The following is a 16,746-nucleotide window of genomic DNA, read 5'->3' as shown; positions in this document are numbered from 1 at the left end:
ACCGAAATGACGTCGCAACTGACCGGGCTGGTGCATCAGGTCTCGGACCAGGCCCATCGTTCGGACCAGGCGATGGAGCGTCAGCGCCACGAGACCGATCAGGTCGCCACGGCGATCAATGAGATGTCGGCGGCTGCCCAGGAAGTGGCCAAGAGCGCGCAGAACGCCGCCGTCGCCGCCCAGCAGACCGACGAGGAAGGCCAGGCCGCCAAGCGCGTGGTGGCGGGCAGCATCGTGAAGATCCATGCGCTGGTCGACGACATCCGCAGCAGCGGGGTGTCCCTCGACAGCCTGCAGAAGGACGTGGCATCGATTGTCAGTGTGCTCGGGGTAATTCGTTCGATTGCCGAGCAGACCAATCTGCTGGCGCTCAACGCCGCCATCGAAGCGGCCCGTGCCGGTGAAGCCGGGCGTGGTTTTGCGGTGGTGGCCGATGAGGTCCGTGCGCTGGCCAGTCGCACGCAGATCAGCACCCAGGAAATCCAGGGCATGATCGACCGCTTGCAGGCCGGCACCCAGTCGGCGGTGGAGGCGATGCGCCGTTCCAGCGAGGCTGGCGACGGCACCTCGGCCCAGGCCAATGAAGCCGGAGCGTCGCTGGACACCATGGCGCAACTGATCGCCACCATCAACTCGATGAACGCGCAGATCGCCAGCGCCGCCGAAGAGCAGACCGCCGTGGCCGAAGAGATCAACCGCAGCGTGCATCAGATCGCCGAGGCCGTGGATAACGTCGCCGGTGAAACCCAGCTCGGTGCGCAGACGTCCCGCAGCCTGGCGGACCTCGGTCAGCGCCTGGGCAGCCTGGTGGGGCAGTTCCGCATCTAAGCGACCGGTGTGGGAGCGAGCAAGGCGAATCGTCGCACCGTCGCTCCCACATTGGGGTGCTTGAGCTAGGGCCTGTCCCAATAGGGCACCGGCCCGAAGCACTCGACAAAGAAATCGATCACCGTGCGCACCTTCACCGACAACCGGCGGCTCCCTGGCCAGAGCACGGCGATCTGTTGCGGCTCCAGGCTGTTGGACACCTGGTAATTGCCCAGCACAGGCACCAGCGTGCCGTTGCGCACCGCCTCGCCAATCAACCAGGACGGAAACATCACCAGCCCCAGGCCTTGTTCGGCGGCCTGGGTCAGGGTGTCGGCGTGGTTGCCGGTGATCGGCCCCCTGACCGAGTACGGCGTCCAGTCCCCCTGGCCCTGGCGGAAAAACCAGCGCTGCTGGCCGGTCACGCCCTTGTAGGCCAGGCATTGATGCGCCGCCAGGTCGGCGGGGTGTTGCGGAGTGCCATGGCGTTCGAGGTAGGCCGGGCTGGCCGCCACCTGAAAGCGATGGGGCGCGAGTATGCGCGCCTGCATGCTGGAATCGTGCAGCGGGCCAATCCGGAACAGCAGGTCGGCGCCTTCCTGTAGCGGGTCGATGTAGCTGTCGGTCTGCTGGATATCCAGTTGCAGTTTCGGATAGCGCTCGCACAAGCGACCGAGCCAGGGTGTCAGGTGGCGTTGCCCGAACACCACCGGTGCGTTGAGCCGGACCAGTCCCGTGGGTTCGCTTTGCTGTTCCTGCAAGGCTTGCTCGGCTTCCTCCAGTTGCACCAGCACCAGCCGCGCATGATGCCCGAGCATGCGCCCGGCTTCGGTGGGCGTGACTGCGCGGGTATGGCGGTAGAGCAATTGCTGGCTCAGCGCGTGCTCCATCAACTGGATCTGCCGGGAAATCGACGACGGCGCCAGGCCTTCGCGACGGGCGACTTCGGAAAAACTGCCGTGGTCGAGTACTGCGACAAACAGTCGAAGGGCCTTGAAGCCCAGTTCGTTGAGGCCGTGCATGGATTCATCCTGCTGTGCGAGTTGCGCAAAAGTGTTGTCAGGATGCTCCCATTTATCGCAAAGCGACACCACAGGATAATGGCGCACAACCTGTGGGAGCGAGCCTGCTCGCGATAGCGGTCTGTCAGGTGAATTGATATCGGCTGACCCACCGCTATCGCGAGCAGGCTCGCTCCCACAGGGTTTTCGGTGTTTCAACGGTAGGTGCCTTGCAAATGCAATCTTCTTCAATCGACGACGTCAGCGTCGTCACGACGTCCAAAACCAAACCCGGGCTGCGCCTGTTGCTGTTGCCCCTGGTCATCCTCGCCGGCATGGGCTTGTCCGTGGAGGCCGGGTTGCTCGGGCCGCTGGGCGGGCAGGTCGGTCACCTGTGGGCGACCTTGAGCATCTTCGGTGTCGGCTCGGCGATTCTGTTCCTGTTGCTGTTGTTCAGTGGCCCGCAAAAGGGGCCGGCCCTCGGCGACCTGCCGCGCTGGCAGTTGATCGGCGGTTTCCTGGGGCCGATGTACGTGGTGGTGCTGACCCTGGCCACGCCGCACATCGGCATTGCCATGACGATGATCGCGATCCTGTCCGGCCAGGTGGGCAAAAGCGTGCTGATCGACCATTTCGGCTGGTTCGGCGCCATCCGCAAGAAAGTCAACGGTGAGCGCTGGCTGGCCTTGCTGTTGATTGTCGCGGCACTTGTTCTGATCGCTCGGGGTTGATGATGAATCTGATTATGTTGTTGGTGGTGGTCGTGGCTGCCGGTGCGGTGCTGAGCGTGCAGGCAGCAATCAACGGCCGCCTGGGTGAGACCGTCGGCGTTTTGCGCAGCAGTCTGCTGACCTTCGTGGTGGGGGCGGTGAGCACCGGGTTGCTGATCCTGTTCTTCGAACCGGCCCATGCCGTGACCCTGCTCGACGTGCCGAAATGGCAACTCAGCGGCGCGTTGTTCGGGGTGGTGTACATGATGGTCATGGTCGGTGCGGTGCCGCGGGTCGGTACGGCCGTGGCGACGGTGGCGGTGATCGTCGGGCAACTGGGCATGGGCATGCTGATCGACAACTTCGGCTGGCTGGGCAACCCGTCGATCGAGCTGTCGGGCAGTCGGATTCTGGCGATGGTGTTGCTGGGACTGGCGCTGGTGTTCATGTACCGCAGCAGTACCCGCACCGCTTGAACTCCGCTTCGTGCAGCGACTCCTAAACTGAGAAGACGGATCGTATTCGCGAGACCGGACGACCACACCACGGAGTCAGACTCATGATCGATAGCGAAAGTACCTGCGACTGCCCCAAATGTTCCTGCAAACTGGGCGCGCATCCCATTGCCCGCCACGGCAAGCACTACTGCTGCGAAGCCTGCGCCAAGCATCACGAGCACGGTGAGGCGTGCTCGAGCAAAGGCTGCAAGTGCGCCCATGGCTAGCGGCCACGCATAAAAAAGTGGAGCCTGTTCAGGCTCCACTCGCCGTTTCAGGCGCGGATCACCGATCGCTCGAATCACCTTTCATCGATCAGTTCGCCGGGCGCCACTTGACGTTCTCCACGCCGAACTTTTCAGCCATCGGCTTGCTGGTCTTTTGCACCTTCTCCCGACCAAAGCGTGGAATCCGACCCACGCCGGCGTCGCAGCTCGCCCAGTGCCAGGCCTCGGCGTTATCCATCTTGTCCAGGCGGATAATGAACGACTTGGGGGCGCCATGAAGGGTGTACTCAATCACGAAAAGTTTTGCGTTGTTCATAAAACCCGTATTCCTCCCTGTAGTAATAGAAGGATCGTGCGGGTCGCGGAAAATTCAGTCGGATTGTCAGACGGTGGCTGCGAGTGGCGACGGGGCGTGCGGCTGGTTACCATGCAGGCTTCAGAAAGCCCAATGATTGCTGCCCATGGCCCTTGCCGCCCCCCCTGACCTGAGCGACACCGATGTGCCCGTGCAACCGCTGGCACGCACCTATCCGCGTGGCTTGTACATCGAGCCGCACGAGCATGCCTGGGGCCAGTTGCTGTATGCGATGAGCGGGGTGATGTGGGTCGAAACCCCGCACGAAGCCCTGGTGGTGCCGCCGCAACGGGCCGTGTGGCTGCCTCCCGGTGTGCCCCATGGGATACGTGTGGTGTCGGACCTGCAGATGCGCAATATCTACCTGCGCCCGGCATTGGCGGCAACCCTGGATGCCACGGTGCAGGTGATCGAGGTCGGCGGCCTGCTGCGCGAGCTGATTGTCGGGCTGGTGGAACAGGGGGATGACGGTGCACCGGAGTATTACGAGGCGCTGGTCGGCCTGGCGCTGCTTGAGCTGCAACGAGCCCGGCGTTCGCGGTTGAAAATCCCCTTGCCCGACGACTCCGACCGACGCCTGATGAACCTGTGCCAGGCCGTCATGGCCGCACCGTCGCTGGACATCCCCTTCGAACAGCACGCCGAAAACGCCGGCGCCAGCGTGCGCACCCTGGCGCGGCTGTTCAAGGACGGCCTGGGCATGGGCTTCGCCGAGTGGCGTCGTCAGGTGCAACTGGCCATCGCGGCAGCCGAGCTGATCCAGGGCGTGGCCGTCAGCACCATCGCCCGGGAACTGGGTTATTCGCCCAGCAGCTTCAGCGACATGTTCCGCCGCGAACTGGGCGTCGCGCCTTCGCAGTTTGCGGCGAACCAATCCTGATCGCGCCGATACCCTGATTCTCTGTCGGCGCGAGCTCGCTCGCGAGGGTCGTCAACGATGACGCTGGCAGCCTGACATCCAGCGGTGTTCTTGTGATGCTCGCGAGCAAGCTCGCTCCTGCAGTGAGCCGGCATGCGCACGGTTTGTCCGAAATTCAGAAGCACATGGCCGGTGCTCGCCGTGGCCCCTCCCTAGACTGTGCGCCTACCCCAATGGCCCACGGAGTCTGCCATGAGTTACTTCATCTCGCTGGTCATCGGTCTGGGCGTCGGCCTGCTTTACGGCGCACTGGACTTTCGTTCCCCCGCACCGCCCGCCATCGCGCTGATCGGCCTGCTTGGCATGCTCGCCGGTGAAAAACTGTGGCCGATGGGTCGGCAGCTGGTGGCTGGCTGGATCTCTTGAATTCCCTCTCCCTGTTCGATGGACACACCCATGAAAGCATTGCAGTTCGATAAAACCGGTGACCTCGCAGCCTTGCGCCTTGTCGAGGTGCCGACCCCCGTTCCCGGCGCCGATGACGTGCTGGTCGAGATCAAGGCCGCCGGTCTCAACCCCAGCGATGTGAAGAACGTGCTCGGACGTTTCCCCTACACCACGTTGCCGCGCATCCCCGGTCGTGACTTCGCCGGGGTCGTGGTCGAGGGACCACAGGCGTTGTTGGGCCGGGAGGTCTGGGGCACGGGCCGTGAGCTGGGCTTTTTCGCCGATGGTTCCCACGCGCAGTTCGTCAAGCTGCCGGCCAACGGTGTCGCCCTCAAGCCCACGCATTTGAGCTTCGCCCAGGCCGCCAGCCTCGGCGTGCCCTACACCACCGCGTGGGATGCGCTGGAGCGCAGCCTGGTGACGGCCAATACCCGCTTGCTGGTGATCGGCGGCGGGGCGGTGGCCACGGCCGCGCTGGCCTTGGCGAAGGTGCGCGGCGCCCGGGTGCTGGCGGCGGCGCGTCGGCCGGAGCAGGTCAAGGATTTGCACGCCCAAGGGTATCAGACGCTGCAACTGGAAAAACCCGAGGACCTGGGCGCCCAGGTCAATGAGGTGTTCAGCGGTGGCGCCGAGGTGATCTTCGACACCACCGGTTTCTGGCTCCCGGCCTCCGTCGCGGCGCTGGCCACCTTCGGCCGCATCGCCATCATCGCCGCCCCGGTGGATGGCCTGGTGCAGTTGCCGGCCCTGGCGCTGTACCGCAAGGGCGGTTCGGTGGTGGGGATCAACTCGTTGCTGTATGGCGTACAGGCCTGTGCAGCGATGCTCGATCAATTCGGCCGGTTCTTCGACCAGGCGCTTCTGCCGCTGCCCAAAGGCCTGGTGGAATCGCCGTTGGAACAGGGACTGGAGCGCTACGCCGAGGTCAATCAGGGTCGTGGCGACAAAGTCATCCTGATGCCTTGATCCTGTGAGGTGGGAGCGAGCCTGCTCGCGATAGCGTTGTGTCGGCCAGAACACCTTTGACTGACCGAGCGCCTTCGCGAGCAGGCTCGCTCCCACCTTTTTTTCGCCCCCCCTTTCTGGGCGAGACCCCTGCAATTGCTCGTCCCAGAGCCTTCCTGTAGGAAAGTATTAACGCTATTTCGAGTGTGTCCCGATGCGGCGCCTCTACTACCGTGTGTCAACAATGAAACAGCATTTACGGTCGTAGCAGTTCGGATCTCGCATCGGCGGTTGCCCGCCATTGCTGTACGGCCTTCATGGAAGAGTGGTTCGACCACAAGGAGTCCGCCGTGCAAGCAAGGTTCGGTATCGCCTCGGGTACAGGTTTTTCCACCCTTCGCTTCGCGGTGCGTCTGGGGCTCGCCGGGTTGTTGTTCGGGGCAGTGAGCCCCGAAGCGCTTGCCGCCTGCTCGGTGTCCGGCTCGACGGTGACCTGCACCGGTTTACCGGGCCTGCCGGGGCTGCCGCTGTTTCCCAATGACTTCAGCAGCGCCGCCAACGGCCTGACCGTGAACGTCGACAGCGCTGCACAAATGAACGCGGCACTCGGCGGCAGGGTGTTGAGCCTGACCGGGGTCAACATCAGCCTGAACAACGCCGGCATCATCGATCCGGCGATTCTGGGCGCGATCTCGCTGCTCAGCGGTGGCGTGTTCATCGGCAACGGTGGGGTCAGCCTGGTCAATGTGGTCAACAATGCCGGCGCGTACATACGCGGGACCGGCGCGCTGCTCGGGCTCAACCTGACCAGCATCGACGGCTTGGCCATCGGCGTGAACAACGCGGCGACAGGCACCACCAACATCACCAACCACGGCACCATCACTTCGACAGGCCTGTCGATTGGCGGCGTGACCCTGGCCGATACCCCGGTGGTCGGCATCTACGGCGGCTCTCAGGTCAACATGACCAACAGCAGCACCGGCGTGATCAACGGGCGGATCGCCTTCGAAAGCTCAGCGACGGGCAACACCTTCACCAACGCCGGTGCCATCACCGGCGGCGTGTCGATGGGGGCGGGCAGCACCAACACCTTCACCGCCGTCACCGGCTCGTCGGTCAATGTGGGGGACGGTGTGCAGATCAGCGTCGGTCTTGGCGGCCTGCTCAACATCAACCTGACGTTCGCCCCCACCGGGCAGGTCGACGGCGGTGCCGGCGGCAACAACCGCCTGGTCCTGCAAAATGCCGGGGGGATTGGCGGTGGTACAGGCAGCACCGGCACGGCTTCGAGCGCCACTTACGTCAACTTCAACAACCTGACCGTGAACAGCGGCACCTGGACCTTGCAGGGGCCATTGGTCAGTGGCTCCACCACGCTCAATGGCGGTGTCGCCCGATTCAATAACAACGCCACCTTTGGCAGCGGCGTGCTGACCTCCAACGGCGGGACCATCGAGGCGAGCAACGCCGGGTTGAACATCAGCAACCTGGTCTCGCTCGGCGCCGCTGGCTTGACCGTGCAGGGCACCAACGGCACGACCCTGAGTGGCGTGATCTCCGGAAGCGGGGGCCTCGTCAAGACCGGCACCGGCCAGTTGAACCTCAGTGCCGCCAACACCTACCTGGGCACTACCACGCTCAACGGCGGTACGGTGCAGTTGGGCAACAACCTGGCGCTGAGCACCGGCACGATCAACTTCACCGGGGCGACGAGCCTGTCGGCGCCGGGCACCATCACCCTGAACAACGCGATCAGCCTGGGCGGCACGATGACCGCCACCGGGACAGGGGCCCTGACCCTGGGCGGCTTGATCAGCGGCAGCAGCGGCATCACCAAGACCGGCAGCGGCAGCCTGACCCTCGCTGGCGCCAATACCGGTTACACCGGCACCACCACCTTGAGCGCCGGCAGCTTGCGGGTGAGCAATGACAACTCGCTGGGCAGCGGGGCGCTGAACACCGCCGCCGGCACCGCTCTCGACAGCACCGCCAACGTGACCCTGAACAACAATGTCGCGATGACCGGCGTCCTCAACGTGCTCGGCAGCAATGCCCTGACCCTGGCCGGCGTGCTGTCCGGCACCGGTGGCATCACCAAGTCCGGCACCGCCGCCCTGAGCCTGAGTGGCAACAACACCTACGCCGGCAACACCCTGCTCAACGGCGGCAGCCTGTTCGTCGGCAGCAACACCGCGCTCGGCACCGGCGCACTGAGCGCCGCCGCCGGCACCACGCTGGATGCGAACACGGCGGTGACTCTGGCCAACGCCGTTGGGCTGGCGGGCGGACTGACCCTTGGCGGCACTCAGGCGCTGGGCCTGAGTGGGGTCGTCAGTGGCGTGGGGAATCTGATCAAGAACGGTAACGCGAGTCTGTCCCTCAGCGGCAACAACACGTTTTCTGGCGGCACCGCGCTGAATGCCGGGACGCTGTCGGTCGGCTCCAACACGGCGCTGGGCACCGGCGCATTGACCACGGCGGCGGGGACCACCCTCGACGCCAGCACCACGGTGGCGCTGACCAACGCGGTCAGCCTCGGCGGCAACCTGAACATCGGCGGCAGCGCCAACCTGACCCTGGGCGGCGTGGTCAGTGGCAGTGGCGGCCTGACCAAAAACGGCGCGGCCAACCTGATTCTCAACGGCGCCAACACGTTCCTCGGTGGCGTGGCGTTGAACGCCGGGACCGTCACGGCGGGGCATGCCGCCGCGCTGGGCAGCGGCAACATCACGGTGGGCGGTGTGGCGACGCTCGACAGCAATACCGCTGTCACCCTGAACAACAACATCATCCTCAACAACAGCCTGGGTATCGGTGGCAGCAGCGGCCTGACCCTCGGCGGCGTGATCAGCGGCGTCAGCCAACTGGTCAAGAATGGCGCGGCCAACCTGACGCTGGGGGGCGTCAACACCTACACCGGTGGCACGACGCTCAATGCCGGCAGCCTGACCGTCGCCAACGGCGGCGCACTGGGCAGCGGTGCCCTGTCGGTGGAAGGCGCGGGCAGCCTCAACAGTTCTGCGGCCGTGACCCTGAACAACGCCATCATCCTCAACGCCAACCTGACGGCGGGCGGCGCCAACGCGATGACCCTCGGCGGCGTGATCAGTGGCGCCAATGGCCTGATAAAGACCGGCGCATCCAGCCTGACCCTCAATGGCAGCAACACCTACACCGGCACCACCGCGCTGAACGCCGGCACGCTGATCGTCGGTTCCAGCACCGCACTCGGCACGGGCTCGGTGAATGCGTCGAACGGCACCACGCTGGACGCCAACACGGCGGCCACCCTGGCCAACAACGTCAACCTCGGCGGCACCCTGACCCTGGGCGGCAGCAATGCGCTGACCCTGGGGGGCGTGGTCGCCGGTATCGGCGGACTGATCAAGAACGGCGCCGCCGACCTGACCCTCAACGGCGCAAACAGTTACCTGGGCAATACGGCGCTCAACAGCGGAAAACTGATTGTCGGCAGCAACACCGCGCTCGGTTCCGGTACGTTGAACGCCGCAGCCAACACCACCCTGGATGCCAACACCGCCGTCAGTCTGAATAACGCGCTGAGCCTGGCCGGTGCCCTCAACGTCGGCGGCAGCGCCGACCTGGTCCTGACCGGCCCGATCGGCGGTGCCGGCAGCCTGGTGAAAAACGGCGCGGCCAACCTGATCCTCAATGCAGCCAACAACTTCCTCGGCGGCACCACCCTGAATGCCGGCACTCTGACCGTCGGCAACAGTTCGGCATTGGGTTCCGCAGCACTGACGGTCGCTGGCGCGGCGACCCTGGACAGCAACTCGCCGTTGGTCAGCCTGAGCAACGCCATCGGCCTGAACGCCGCACTGACCGTCGGCGGCACTCAGAACCTGACCCTCGGTGGCGTCACCAGCGGCACTGGCCAGTTGATCAAGAACGGCACGGCCAACCTGACCCTCAACGGCAACAACACGTTCAGCGGCGGCACCACGCTCAACGCCGGCACGCTGACCCTGGGCAATGCCAACGGCCTGGGCAGTGGCGGATTGATCGTCGGCGGCGCGGCGACGCTGGACAACAGCGCCGCGTTCGGTATCGGCAATGCCATCACCCTCAACGCCGGGCTGACCGTGGCCGGCAACAATGATCTGAGCCTGAACGGCGTGATCGACGGCGCCGGCAGCCTGACCAAGGACGGCCTGTCGGACCTGACCCTGGCCGGCAGCAATACCTTCACCGGTGCGCTGAACATCGTCTCGGGCAGTGTCACCACGCTCAACAGCGATGCGCTGGGCAACGCGTCCGGGGTGAACATCAGCGCCGGCGCCGGGCTCAACCTGGCGAGCAATGCCAGCCTCGGCGCGCTGACGGGCAGCGGCAGTGTGCTGATCGTGGGCAGCAATACCCTGACGGTCGGCGGCGTAAGCAGCACCAGCACCTTCGATGGCGACCTCAGTGGCAGCGGCGGCCTGATCAAGGTCGGCAGCGGCACCCTGAACCTGACCGGCATCAGCGGCCTCACCGGCAATACCGCGATCAACGGCGGCACCCTGGACCTCAGCGGTTCGCTGGCCAGTGCACAGGTCAACGTCAACACCGGCGGCACCCTTACCGGCACCGGCTCGGCGATCGGTACGGTCAACGTCAACAGTGGCGGGCATCTGGCGTTGTCTTCGGGCAACCAACTGTCGGCCGGCGCGTTGGTACTGGGTGCCGGCAGCAACGTCGATGTCAGCCTCGCCACGCCTTCGACCACGTCGCTGATGAACATCGGCGGCAACCTGACCCTCGACGGCAATCTCAACGTCACCGATGCCGGCGGCTTCGGTGTCGGTGTCTACCGCCTGTTTAACTACAGCGGCAGCCTGAACAACCTGGGCCTGGACGTCGCCAGCGTGCCCATCGGCTATGCCCTCGGCGACCTGGTGGTGCAGACCGGCGTTGCCAACCAGATCAATATTCAAGTGTCGGCACCGAACTCGAACATCCGCTATTGGGACGGCAGCCAGACCATCGCCAACGGCGTCGTCGACGGTGGCAGCGGCGCCTGGAGCGCGGTCGGCACCAACTGGACCGATGCCAACGGCCTGGTGAACCAACCGTGGGCCGGCGATTTCGCGGTATTCCAGGGCACCGCCGGCACGGTGACGGTGAATGGCACCCAGTTGTTCACCGGTCTGCAGTTCCTCACCGACGGCTACAACCTGGTCAACGGCGCGGCGGGGCAACTGACGGCGGTCAACGGCAGTGGCGGGACCACGGCGATTCGGGTCGACCCGGGCGTGACCGCGACCGTTGGCGTCAACATCGATGGCAGCGGCATTCTCAATAAACTCGACAGCGGCACCCTGGTGCTCAACGGCGCCAATACCTACAGCGGTGGGACGCAACTGGATGGCGGCAAGATCGTTGTCGGTAGCAATACCGCGCTGGGCAGTGGTGCGCTGACCGCCAATGCCGGCACGCAACTGGACAGCAACCAGGCGGTGACCCTCGGCAATGCCGCGACGCTCAATGGCAACCTCACGGTGCTCGGCAGCAATGCGCTGACCCTCAACGGCGTGATCGGCGGCACCGGCGGCCTGATCAAGAACGGCGCAGCGAACCTGACCCTCGGCGGCAACAACGCCTTTCTCGGCCCGGTCGCCTTGAACGCCGGCGGGTTGATTCTGGGGTCGAACTCGGCGCTGGGCTCGGGCACGCTGAACGCGGCGAACGGCACGACACTGGACAGCGCCACCGCAGTCAGCGTGAACAATGCGCTCAACCTGGCGGGCAACCTCGGCATCGTCGGCAGCAACGACCTGACGTTGACCGGTGCGATCAACGGCGCAGGCAGCCTGACCAAGAATGGCGCGGCCAACCTGACCCTGAATGGCAACAACAACTTTCTGGGCGGTACCACGCTCAACGCGGGCACCCTGACCGTCGGCAGCAATTCGGCACTGGGCCTTGGCAACCTCACCGTGGCCGGCGCTTCGACCCTGGACAGCAACAGCGCGCTGAGCCTTGGCAACAATGTTGTGCTCAACGCCAACCTCACCAACGCCGGCAGCAATGACCTGACCCTTGGCGGCGTCGTCAGTGGTACGGGCGGCCTGATCAAGAATGGCGCGTCCAACCTGACCCTCAATGGCATCAACACCTGGTCCGGCGGCACCACGTTGAATGCGGGCACCCTGACCCTCGGAACGGGCGGATCGCTGGGCAGCGGCGCCCTGACCGTCGCCGGGGCCTCGACCCTGGACAACAGCGCGCCGCTGGTGCTGGCCAACAACCTCGACGTCAATGCCAACCTGAGTCTGGCCGGTAACAACAACCTGACCCTCGGCGGTGTGATCGCCGGCGCCGGCACCCTGACCAAAAATGGTCTGGCCGACGTGACCCTGGCTGGCAACAACACCTTCAGCGGCACCTTCGACGTGCAGTCCGGCAGCCTCACCACCTTGAGCGCCGGAGCACTGGGCAATGACGCCACGGTCAATCTCGCCGCTGGCGCGGCACTCAACCTCGGCGCCTCGGGCAGTCTGGCCAGCCTCACCGGCAGCGGCACCGCGCTGGTGGGCACCGGCAATACATTGAGCCTGGGTGGCAATAACGTCAGCAGCACCTTCGCCGGCATCCTCAGCGGTGACGGCGGGCTGACCAAACTCGGCACCGGCACCCTGACCCTGAGCGGCATCAGCGACCTGACCGGTGACACCAACGTCAATGCCGGCACCCTGCAGGTCAACGGTTCGCTGGCCAGCGCCAATGTGCTGGTCAACAGCGGCGCGACCCTCGGCGGCAGCGGCACATTGGCTGGCGCGGTGACGGTGGCCGACGGCGGGCATCTGGCGGGCGTGACCGGCAGCACCTTGTCGGTGGGTTCCCTGGTGTTCAACGGCAATTCCAACTTTGACGTCGGTCTGGGCACGCCGGTGTCCGGTGGCGGCAATGCACTGGTCAACGTCGGCGGCAACCTGACCCTGGACGGCACACTCAATGTCAGTGACATCGGCGGCTTCGGCAGCGGCGTGTATCGCCTGATCAACTACACCGGTGGCCTGACCGACAACGGCATGCTGATCGGCAGCGTGCCGGGCAGCGTCACCCCCGGCGAGCTGCAACTGCAAACCGCGCTGGCCAACCAGGTCAACCTGCTGGTCAGCGCGCCCGGCGTCAACGTGCAGTTCTGGGACGGCGGGCAACTGGTGGCCAACGGCGCGATCGATGGCGGCAGCGGCACCTGGGGCAGCGGCACCAGCAACTGGACCAACATCGATGGCACGCTGAACCAGGCCTGGGCCAACAGTTTCGCAGTGTTCCAGGGCAGCGCCGGCACGGTCACGGTGAACGGCGCGCAAAGCATCACCGGTCTGCAATTCGTCAGCGATGGCTACAGCCTGCAGAACGGCACCGCCGGTTCGCTCAACCTGGTCAACGGTTCGTTGGGCAACGCCAGCGTGCGGGTCGATCCGAATGCAACGGCCACGATAGGCGTGGCACTTAATGGCAGCGGCACCCTCGGCAAATACGACACCGGGACCCTGGTGCTCAATGCCGCCAACGGCTACACCGGTGGCACTGCGCTCAACGGCGGCAAACTGGTGCTGGGCAACAACGCCGCCCTCGGCACCGGGCTGTTGACCGCGGCTGACGGTACCGCGCTGGACAGCAACACGGCGGTCAACATCGCCAACGGCGTACTGCTCAACGGCGCACTGACGATCGCCGGTTCCAATGCCATGACCCTCGGCGGTGCGGTCAGCGGCGCTGGCAGCCTGATCAAGGCCGGCGCCTCCAGCCTGACCCTCGACGGCATCAACACTTACAGTGGCGGGACCCGGCTCACGGGCGGCTCGCTCGTGCTTGGCAACAACGGCGCGCTGGGCAGCGGTGCGTTGAGTGTCCTGGGCAATGGCAGCCTCGACAGCACGTCGGCTCTGCAACTGGCCAACGCGATCAACCTCGGCGCGCAGCTGACCCTGGCCGGCACTCAGGACACAACCCTGATCGGCGCAATCACCGGCAGCGGCAGCCTGGTGAAAAACGGCAGCGGCAACCTGCTGCTCAGCGGCGCCAACACCTACAGCGGCGGCACCACCCTGAACGCGGGCACCACCCGTGGCGACACCAGCAGCCTGCAAGGGGCGATCGTCAACAACGCGGCGCTGACCTTCGAGCAGAACAGCGACGGCCGCTATACCGGCAACCTGACCGGCACTGGCACGCTCAGCAAAACCGGCACGGGCGAACTGCTGCTGACCGGCCAGAACGGCTTCACCGGCAACACCGATGTACAAGCCGGTGTGTTGCGGGTCGACGGCAGCCTGAGCAGCGCCAATGTGTCGATTGCCAGCGGTGTCAAACTGGGTGGCAGCGGGCAATTGGGTGGGGCGGTGCAACTGGCGAGCGGCGCGACGCTGCTCGGTGGCAGTGGCGCATCGCCGTTGTCGGTCGGTTCGCTGGCATTGTCCTCGGGCACCCAACTGGACTTCAGCCTGGGCGCTGCGGCCAGCTCGACCACAGTGATCGACGTCGCCGGCGACCTGATCCTCGACGGCACGCTGAACATCAGTAATGCGGGCGGCTTCGGCACCGGGGTCTATCAACTGTTCCGTTACGGCGGTAGCCTGACGGACAACGGCCTGGTCTACGGCAGCCTGCCCGTGTCGGCGGCGAACCTGACTCTGCAAACGGCGCTGGCCAACCAGGTCAATCTGCTGGTGCAGGGCGCGCCGGGCACCGTGCAGTTCTGGAATGGCGGTAACACCAACCCGAACGGCACCATCGGTGGTGGCAGCGGCGTATGGGGCCCGGGCACCGTCTGGACCGATCCGACCGGTACCCAGGCACTGGCGTCGAACGGTCAGTTCGCGATCTTCGGCGGGCAGGGCGGCACGGTGACCGTGGTGGGCAACCAGAGCTTCACCGGCCTGCAATTTCTCGACAACGGCTACAGCCTGGTGGCCGGCGCCGGTGGCAGTCTGACCCCGGTCAACGGCGTGGGCGGCAGTCTTGCCCCGGTGCGGGTCAACGCGGGCGTGACCACGGAAATCAGCGCACCGCTGGTGGGCAGTGGCGGCCTGGAAAAACTCGATGCGGGCACCCTGATCCTCAGCGGCGCCAACACCTACAGCGGGGGCACGACGGTCAGTGGCGGTACGCTGGTCGGGAACAGCACCAGCCTGCAGGGCAATTTCCTCAACAACGCACGGCTGTTGTTCCAGCAGAATTTTGCCGGTCGCTTCAACGGGGTGCTCAGCGGTGTCGGGACCCTGCTCAAGCGCGGCGCCGGGACGTTGCTGCTGACGGGCAACCACCCGTTCAGCGGTGCGGTGTCGGTGGACCAGGGCGTGCTGCAGGTCGGCAGTCTGGCCGAGAGGGCATCGCTCGCCGGCCAGGTGACCGTGGCCAATGGCGCGGGGCTCAGCGGTAACGGCAGCGTCGGTGGGGTGGTCAACCACGGCGTGGTCGCGTCCGGCGCCGAGGCCGGGACCTTGAGCGTGACCGGCAATCTGACCAATGCCGCTGACGGCCTGCTGGCGTTGACCGTCAGTTCGCCCACGGCGACACCGCTGGTGATCGGCGGCACGGCGAGCCTCGGTGGCAGCCTGCAGGTGCGCAGCCTGGCCCCGTTCAGCAGCAGCGCCGTGTATTCGCTGATCACTGCGGGCGGCGGGCTGACCGGCACCTTCAGCAGCGTCGACCTGCCGCAATACGCGTTCTTCGACACGCTGCTGGCCTACAACGCCAACGCGCTGAACCTGGCGGTCACGCGCAATGGCAGTTCGTTCGTCGATGTCGCCGCCACCGGCAACCAGAGCGGCACCGCGTTGGCGTTGATGAACAACGGCGCGGCCGGTGCCACGTTGCAGAATGAAATCCTCAACCTCAGCACCGGTGGTGCCCGTGCTGCGTTCGACAACCTGTCCGGGGAAATCCACGCCAGCACCGCCAGTGCCGTCCTCGAGGATTCGCGCTACATTCGCGACGCCGTCAACGACCGCATGCGCCAACCGTCCTGCAGTGCTGCCGACGATCCGCGCCGGGCACTGGCGCCGAGCGACAACCAACTGAGCAGCAGCGGCTGCCACGGCGAAATGGTCGGCTGGATGCGCGCGCTGGGCGCCTGGGGCGAATCGGATGGCGACAGCAACAGCGCCAGCCTCGATCGCAACCTCAGCGGCTTCATGCTTGGCACCGACAAGCAGCTCGACGATCAGTGGCGCGTCGGCATGGCCGCCGGCTACACCCGCAGCGATATCGACGCCAGTGATCGGCGTTCGGACGCCACCATCGAGAGCTATCACCTGGCGGCGTACCTGAACTCGCAGTTCGATGCGTTGGCCGTGCGCCTGGGCGCGGCCTACAGCTGGCATGACATCGAAAGCAAGCGCGATGTCAGCGTCGGCGCCTACAACGACCGCTTGAAGGCGCACTACGATGCCCGCAGCGCCCAGGTGTTCGGCGAGGTCGGCTACACCGTCGAGGCGGCGGGCGTCGCCCTGGAACCGTTTGCCGGTCTGTCCTACGTCAATTACGACAGCGACACCGCCAAGGAGAAAGGCGGGGTGGGGCGACTCAAGGGCGATGCCGATCAGGACATCACCTTCTCCACCGTGGGCCTGCGCGCCGGCAAGCGCATCACCCTGGCCAACGGTGGCCAGTTCACCCCGCGTGCAGCCATCGGCTGGCGCCACGCCTTCGGCGACACCAAGCCGGACGCCGACCTGACCTTCATCGACGGCGGCGCTTCGTTCACCACCCAGGGCGTGCCGATCGCCAGGGACAGCGCCGTGCTGGAGGCGGGCGTGGACTTCCAGGTCAGTGAGGCCGGGAAACTGGGCATTGGCTACTCGGGGCAGGTGTCGAAAGAAAGCCGGGATCATGCGATGACGATCAGTTTCAGCATGGGTTTCTGAGAACAGGTGAAGGAC

General features: G+C 65.6%; 10 protein-coding genes. 8 read left to right on the top strand and 2 right to left on the bottom strand.

Going from position 1 to position 16,746, the window contains the following annotated elements; genetic code table 11:
* Window positions 1-6: 6 nt before the first annotated feature.
* The gene (locus tag ACM6IM_RS17875; protein WP_371051185.1) at window positions 7-828 is read left to right on the top strand and encodes a methyl-accepting chemotaxis protein; all 822 of its coding nucleotides are present in this window, start codon (window positions 7-9) and stop codon (window positions 826-828) included.
* 65 nt (window positions 829-893) lie between these two features.
* On the opposite strand, the gene ACM6IM_RS17870 is transcribed toward ACM6IM_RS17875, so the two are convergent.
* Window positions 894-1,829 (bottom strand): LysR family transcriptional regulator, encoded by a 936-nt coding sequence (locus tag ACM6IM_RS17870; protein WP_414865865.1) that lies wholly within the window; start codon window positions 1,827-1,829, stop codon window positions 894-896.
* A gap of 215 nt (window positions 1,830-2,044) precedes the next feature.
* Between ACM6IM_RS17870 and ACM6IM_RS17865 the strand changes: the two genes are divergently transcribed.
* From ACM6IM_RS17865 to ACM6IM_RS17855, 3 genes are all read left to right on the top strand, one after another.
* Entirely contained in the window at window positions 2,045-2,539 is a 495-nt protein-coding gene (locus ACM6IM_RS17865) for a DMT family transporter (RefSeq protein WP_414865864.1), read from the top strand.
* Window positions 2,540-2,541: 2 nt separating this feature from the next.
* Window positions 2,542-2,994 carry a DMT family transporter gene (locus tag ACM6IM_RS17860; protein ID WP_192304662.1) on the top strand — a complete coding sequence of 151 codons (453 nt, stop codon included), beginning with the start codon at window positions 2,542-2,544 and terminating at the stop codon, window positions 2,992-2,994.
* 83 nt (window positions 2,995-3,077) lie between these two features.
* The gene (locus tag ACM6IM_RS17855) at window positions 3,078-3,242 is read left to right on the top strand and encodes a metallothionein (RefSeq protein WP_192304660.1); all 165 of its coding nucleotides are present in this window, start codon (window positions 3,078-3,080) and stop codon (window positions 3,240-3,242) included.
* A gap of 88 nt (window positions 3,243-3,330) precedes the next feature.
* Here the strand turns inward: ACM6IM_RS17855 and ACM6IM_RS17850 are convergent, their stop codons facing one another.
* The gene (locus ACM6IM_RS17850) at window positions 3,331-3,558 is read right to left on the bottom strand and encodes a DUF6555 family protein (RefSeq protein ID WP_008152143.1); all 228 of its coding nucleotides are present in this window, start codon (window positions 3,556-3,558) and stop codon (window positions 3,331-3,333) included.
* 145 nt (window positions 3,559-3,703) lie between these two features.
* On the opposite strand from ACM6IM_RS17850, the gene ACM6IM_RS17845 reads away from it, so the two are divergent.
* From ACM6IM_RS17845 to ACM6IM_RS17830, 4 genes are all read left to right on the top strand, one after another.
* Window positions 3,704-4,477: an AraC family transcriptional regulator gene (locus ACM6IM_RS17845; protein ID WP_192304658.1), complete on the top strand. Its 774-nt coding sequence runs from the start codon at window positions 3,704-3,706 to the stop codon at window positions 4,475-4,477.
* A 231-nt stretch (window positions 4,478-4,708) separates the two neighbouring features.
* Entirely contained in the window at window positions 4,709-4,882 is a 174-nt protein-coding gene (locus ACM6IM_RS17840; protein ID WP_192304656.1) for a DUF1427 family protein, read from the top strand.
* Between the two features lie 30 nt (window positions 4,883-4,912).
* Window positions 4,913-5,869 (top strand): quinone oxidoreductase family protein, encoded by a 957-nt coding sequence (locus ACM6IM_RS17835; protein ID WP_414865863.1) that lies wholly within the window; start codon window positions 4,913-4,915, stop codon window positions 5,867-5,869.
* Window positions 5,870-6,198: 329 nt separating this feature from the next.
* The gene (locus ACM6IM_RS17830; RefSeq protein ID WP_414865862.1) at window positions 6,199-16,731 is read left to right on the top strand and encodes an autotransporter-associated beta strand repeat-containing protein; all 10,533 of its coding nucleotides are present in this window, start codon (window positions 6,199-6,201) and stop codon (window positions 16,729-16,731) included.
* The last annotated feature ends 15 nt before the right edge of the window (window positions 16,732-16,746 follow it).

The sequence above is a fragment of the Pseudomonas sp. IT-P12 genome, assembly GCF_949767465.1.
Lineage (GTDB): Bacteria > Pseudomonadota > Gammaproteobacteria > Pseudomonadales > Pseudomonadaceae > Aquipseudomonas.
Note: the sequence above shows the minus strand (reverse complement) of the source record. Positions and strands in the feature narration are given on the sequence as shown.

Excerpts from the sequence above, each read along its gene's own strand:
- ACM6IM_RS17835 (WP_414865863.1), top strand. The coding sequence starts at position 4,913 with ATGAAAGCATTGCAGTTCGATAAAACCGGTGACCTCGCAGCCTTGCGC.
- ACM6IM_RS17855 (WP_192304660.1), top strand. The coding sequence starts at position 3,078 with ATGATCGATAGCGAAAGTACCTGCGACTGCCCCAAATGTTCCTGCAAA.
- ACM6IM_RS17845 (WP_192304658.1), top strand. The coding sequence starts at position 3,704 with ATGGCCCTTGCCGCCCCCCCTGACCTGAGCGACACCGATGTGCCCGTG.
- ACM6IM_RS17840 (WP_192304656.1), top strand. The coding sequence starts at position 4,709 with ATGAGTTACTTCATCTCGCTGGTCATCGGTCTGGGCGTCGGCCTGCTT.
- ACM6IM_RS17865 (WP_414865864.1), top strand. The coding sequence starts at position 2,045 with ATGCAATCTTCTTCAATCGACGACGTCAGCGTCGTCACGACGTCCAAA.
- ACM6IM_RS17875 (WP_371051185.1), top strand. The coding sequence starts at position 7 with ATGACGTCGCAACTGACCGGGCTGGTGCATCAGGTCTCGGACCAGGCC.
- ACM6IM_RS17870 (WP_414865865.1), bottom strand. The coding sequence starts at position 1,829 with ATGCACGGCCTCAACGAACTGGGCTTCAAGGCCCTTCGACTGTTTGTC.
- ACM6IM_RS17860 (WP_192304662.1), top strand. The coding sequence starts at position 2,542 with ATGAATCTGATTATGTTGTTGGTGGTGGTCGTGGCTGCCGGTGCGGTG.
- ACM6IM_RS17850 (WP_008152143.1), bottom strand. The coding sequence starts at position 3,558 with ATGAACAACGCAAAACTTTTCGTGATTGAGTACACCCTTCATGGCGCC.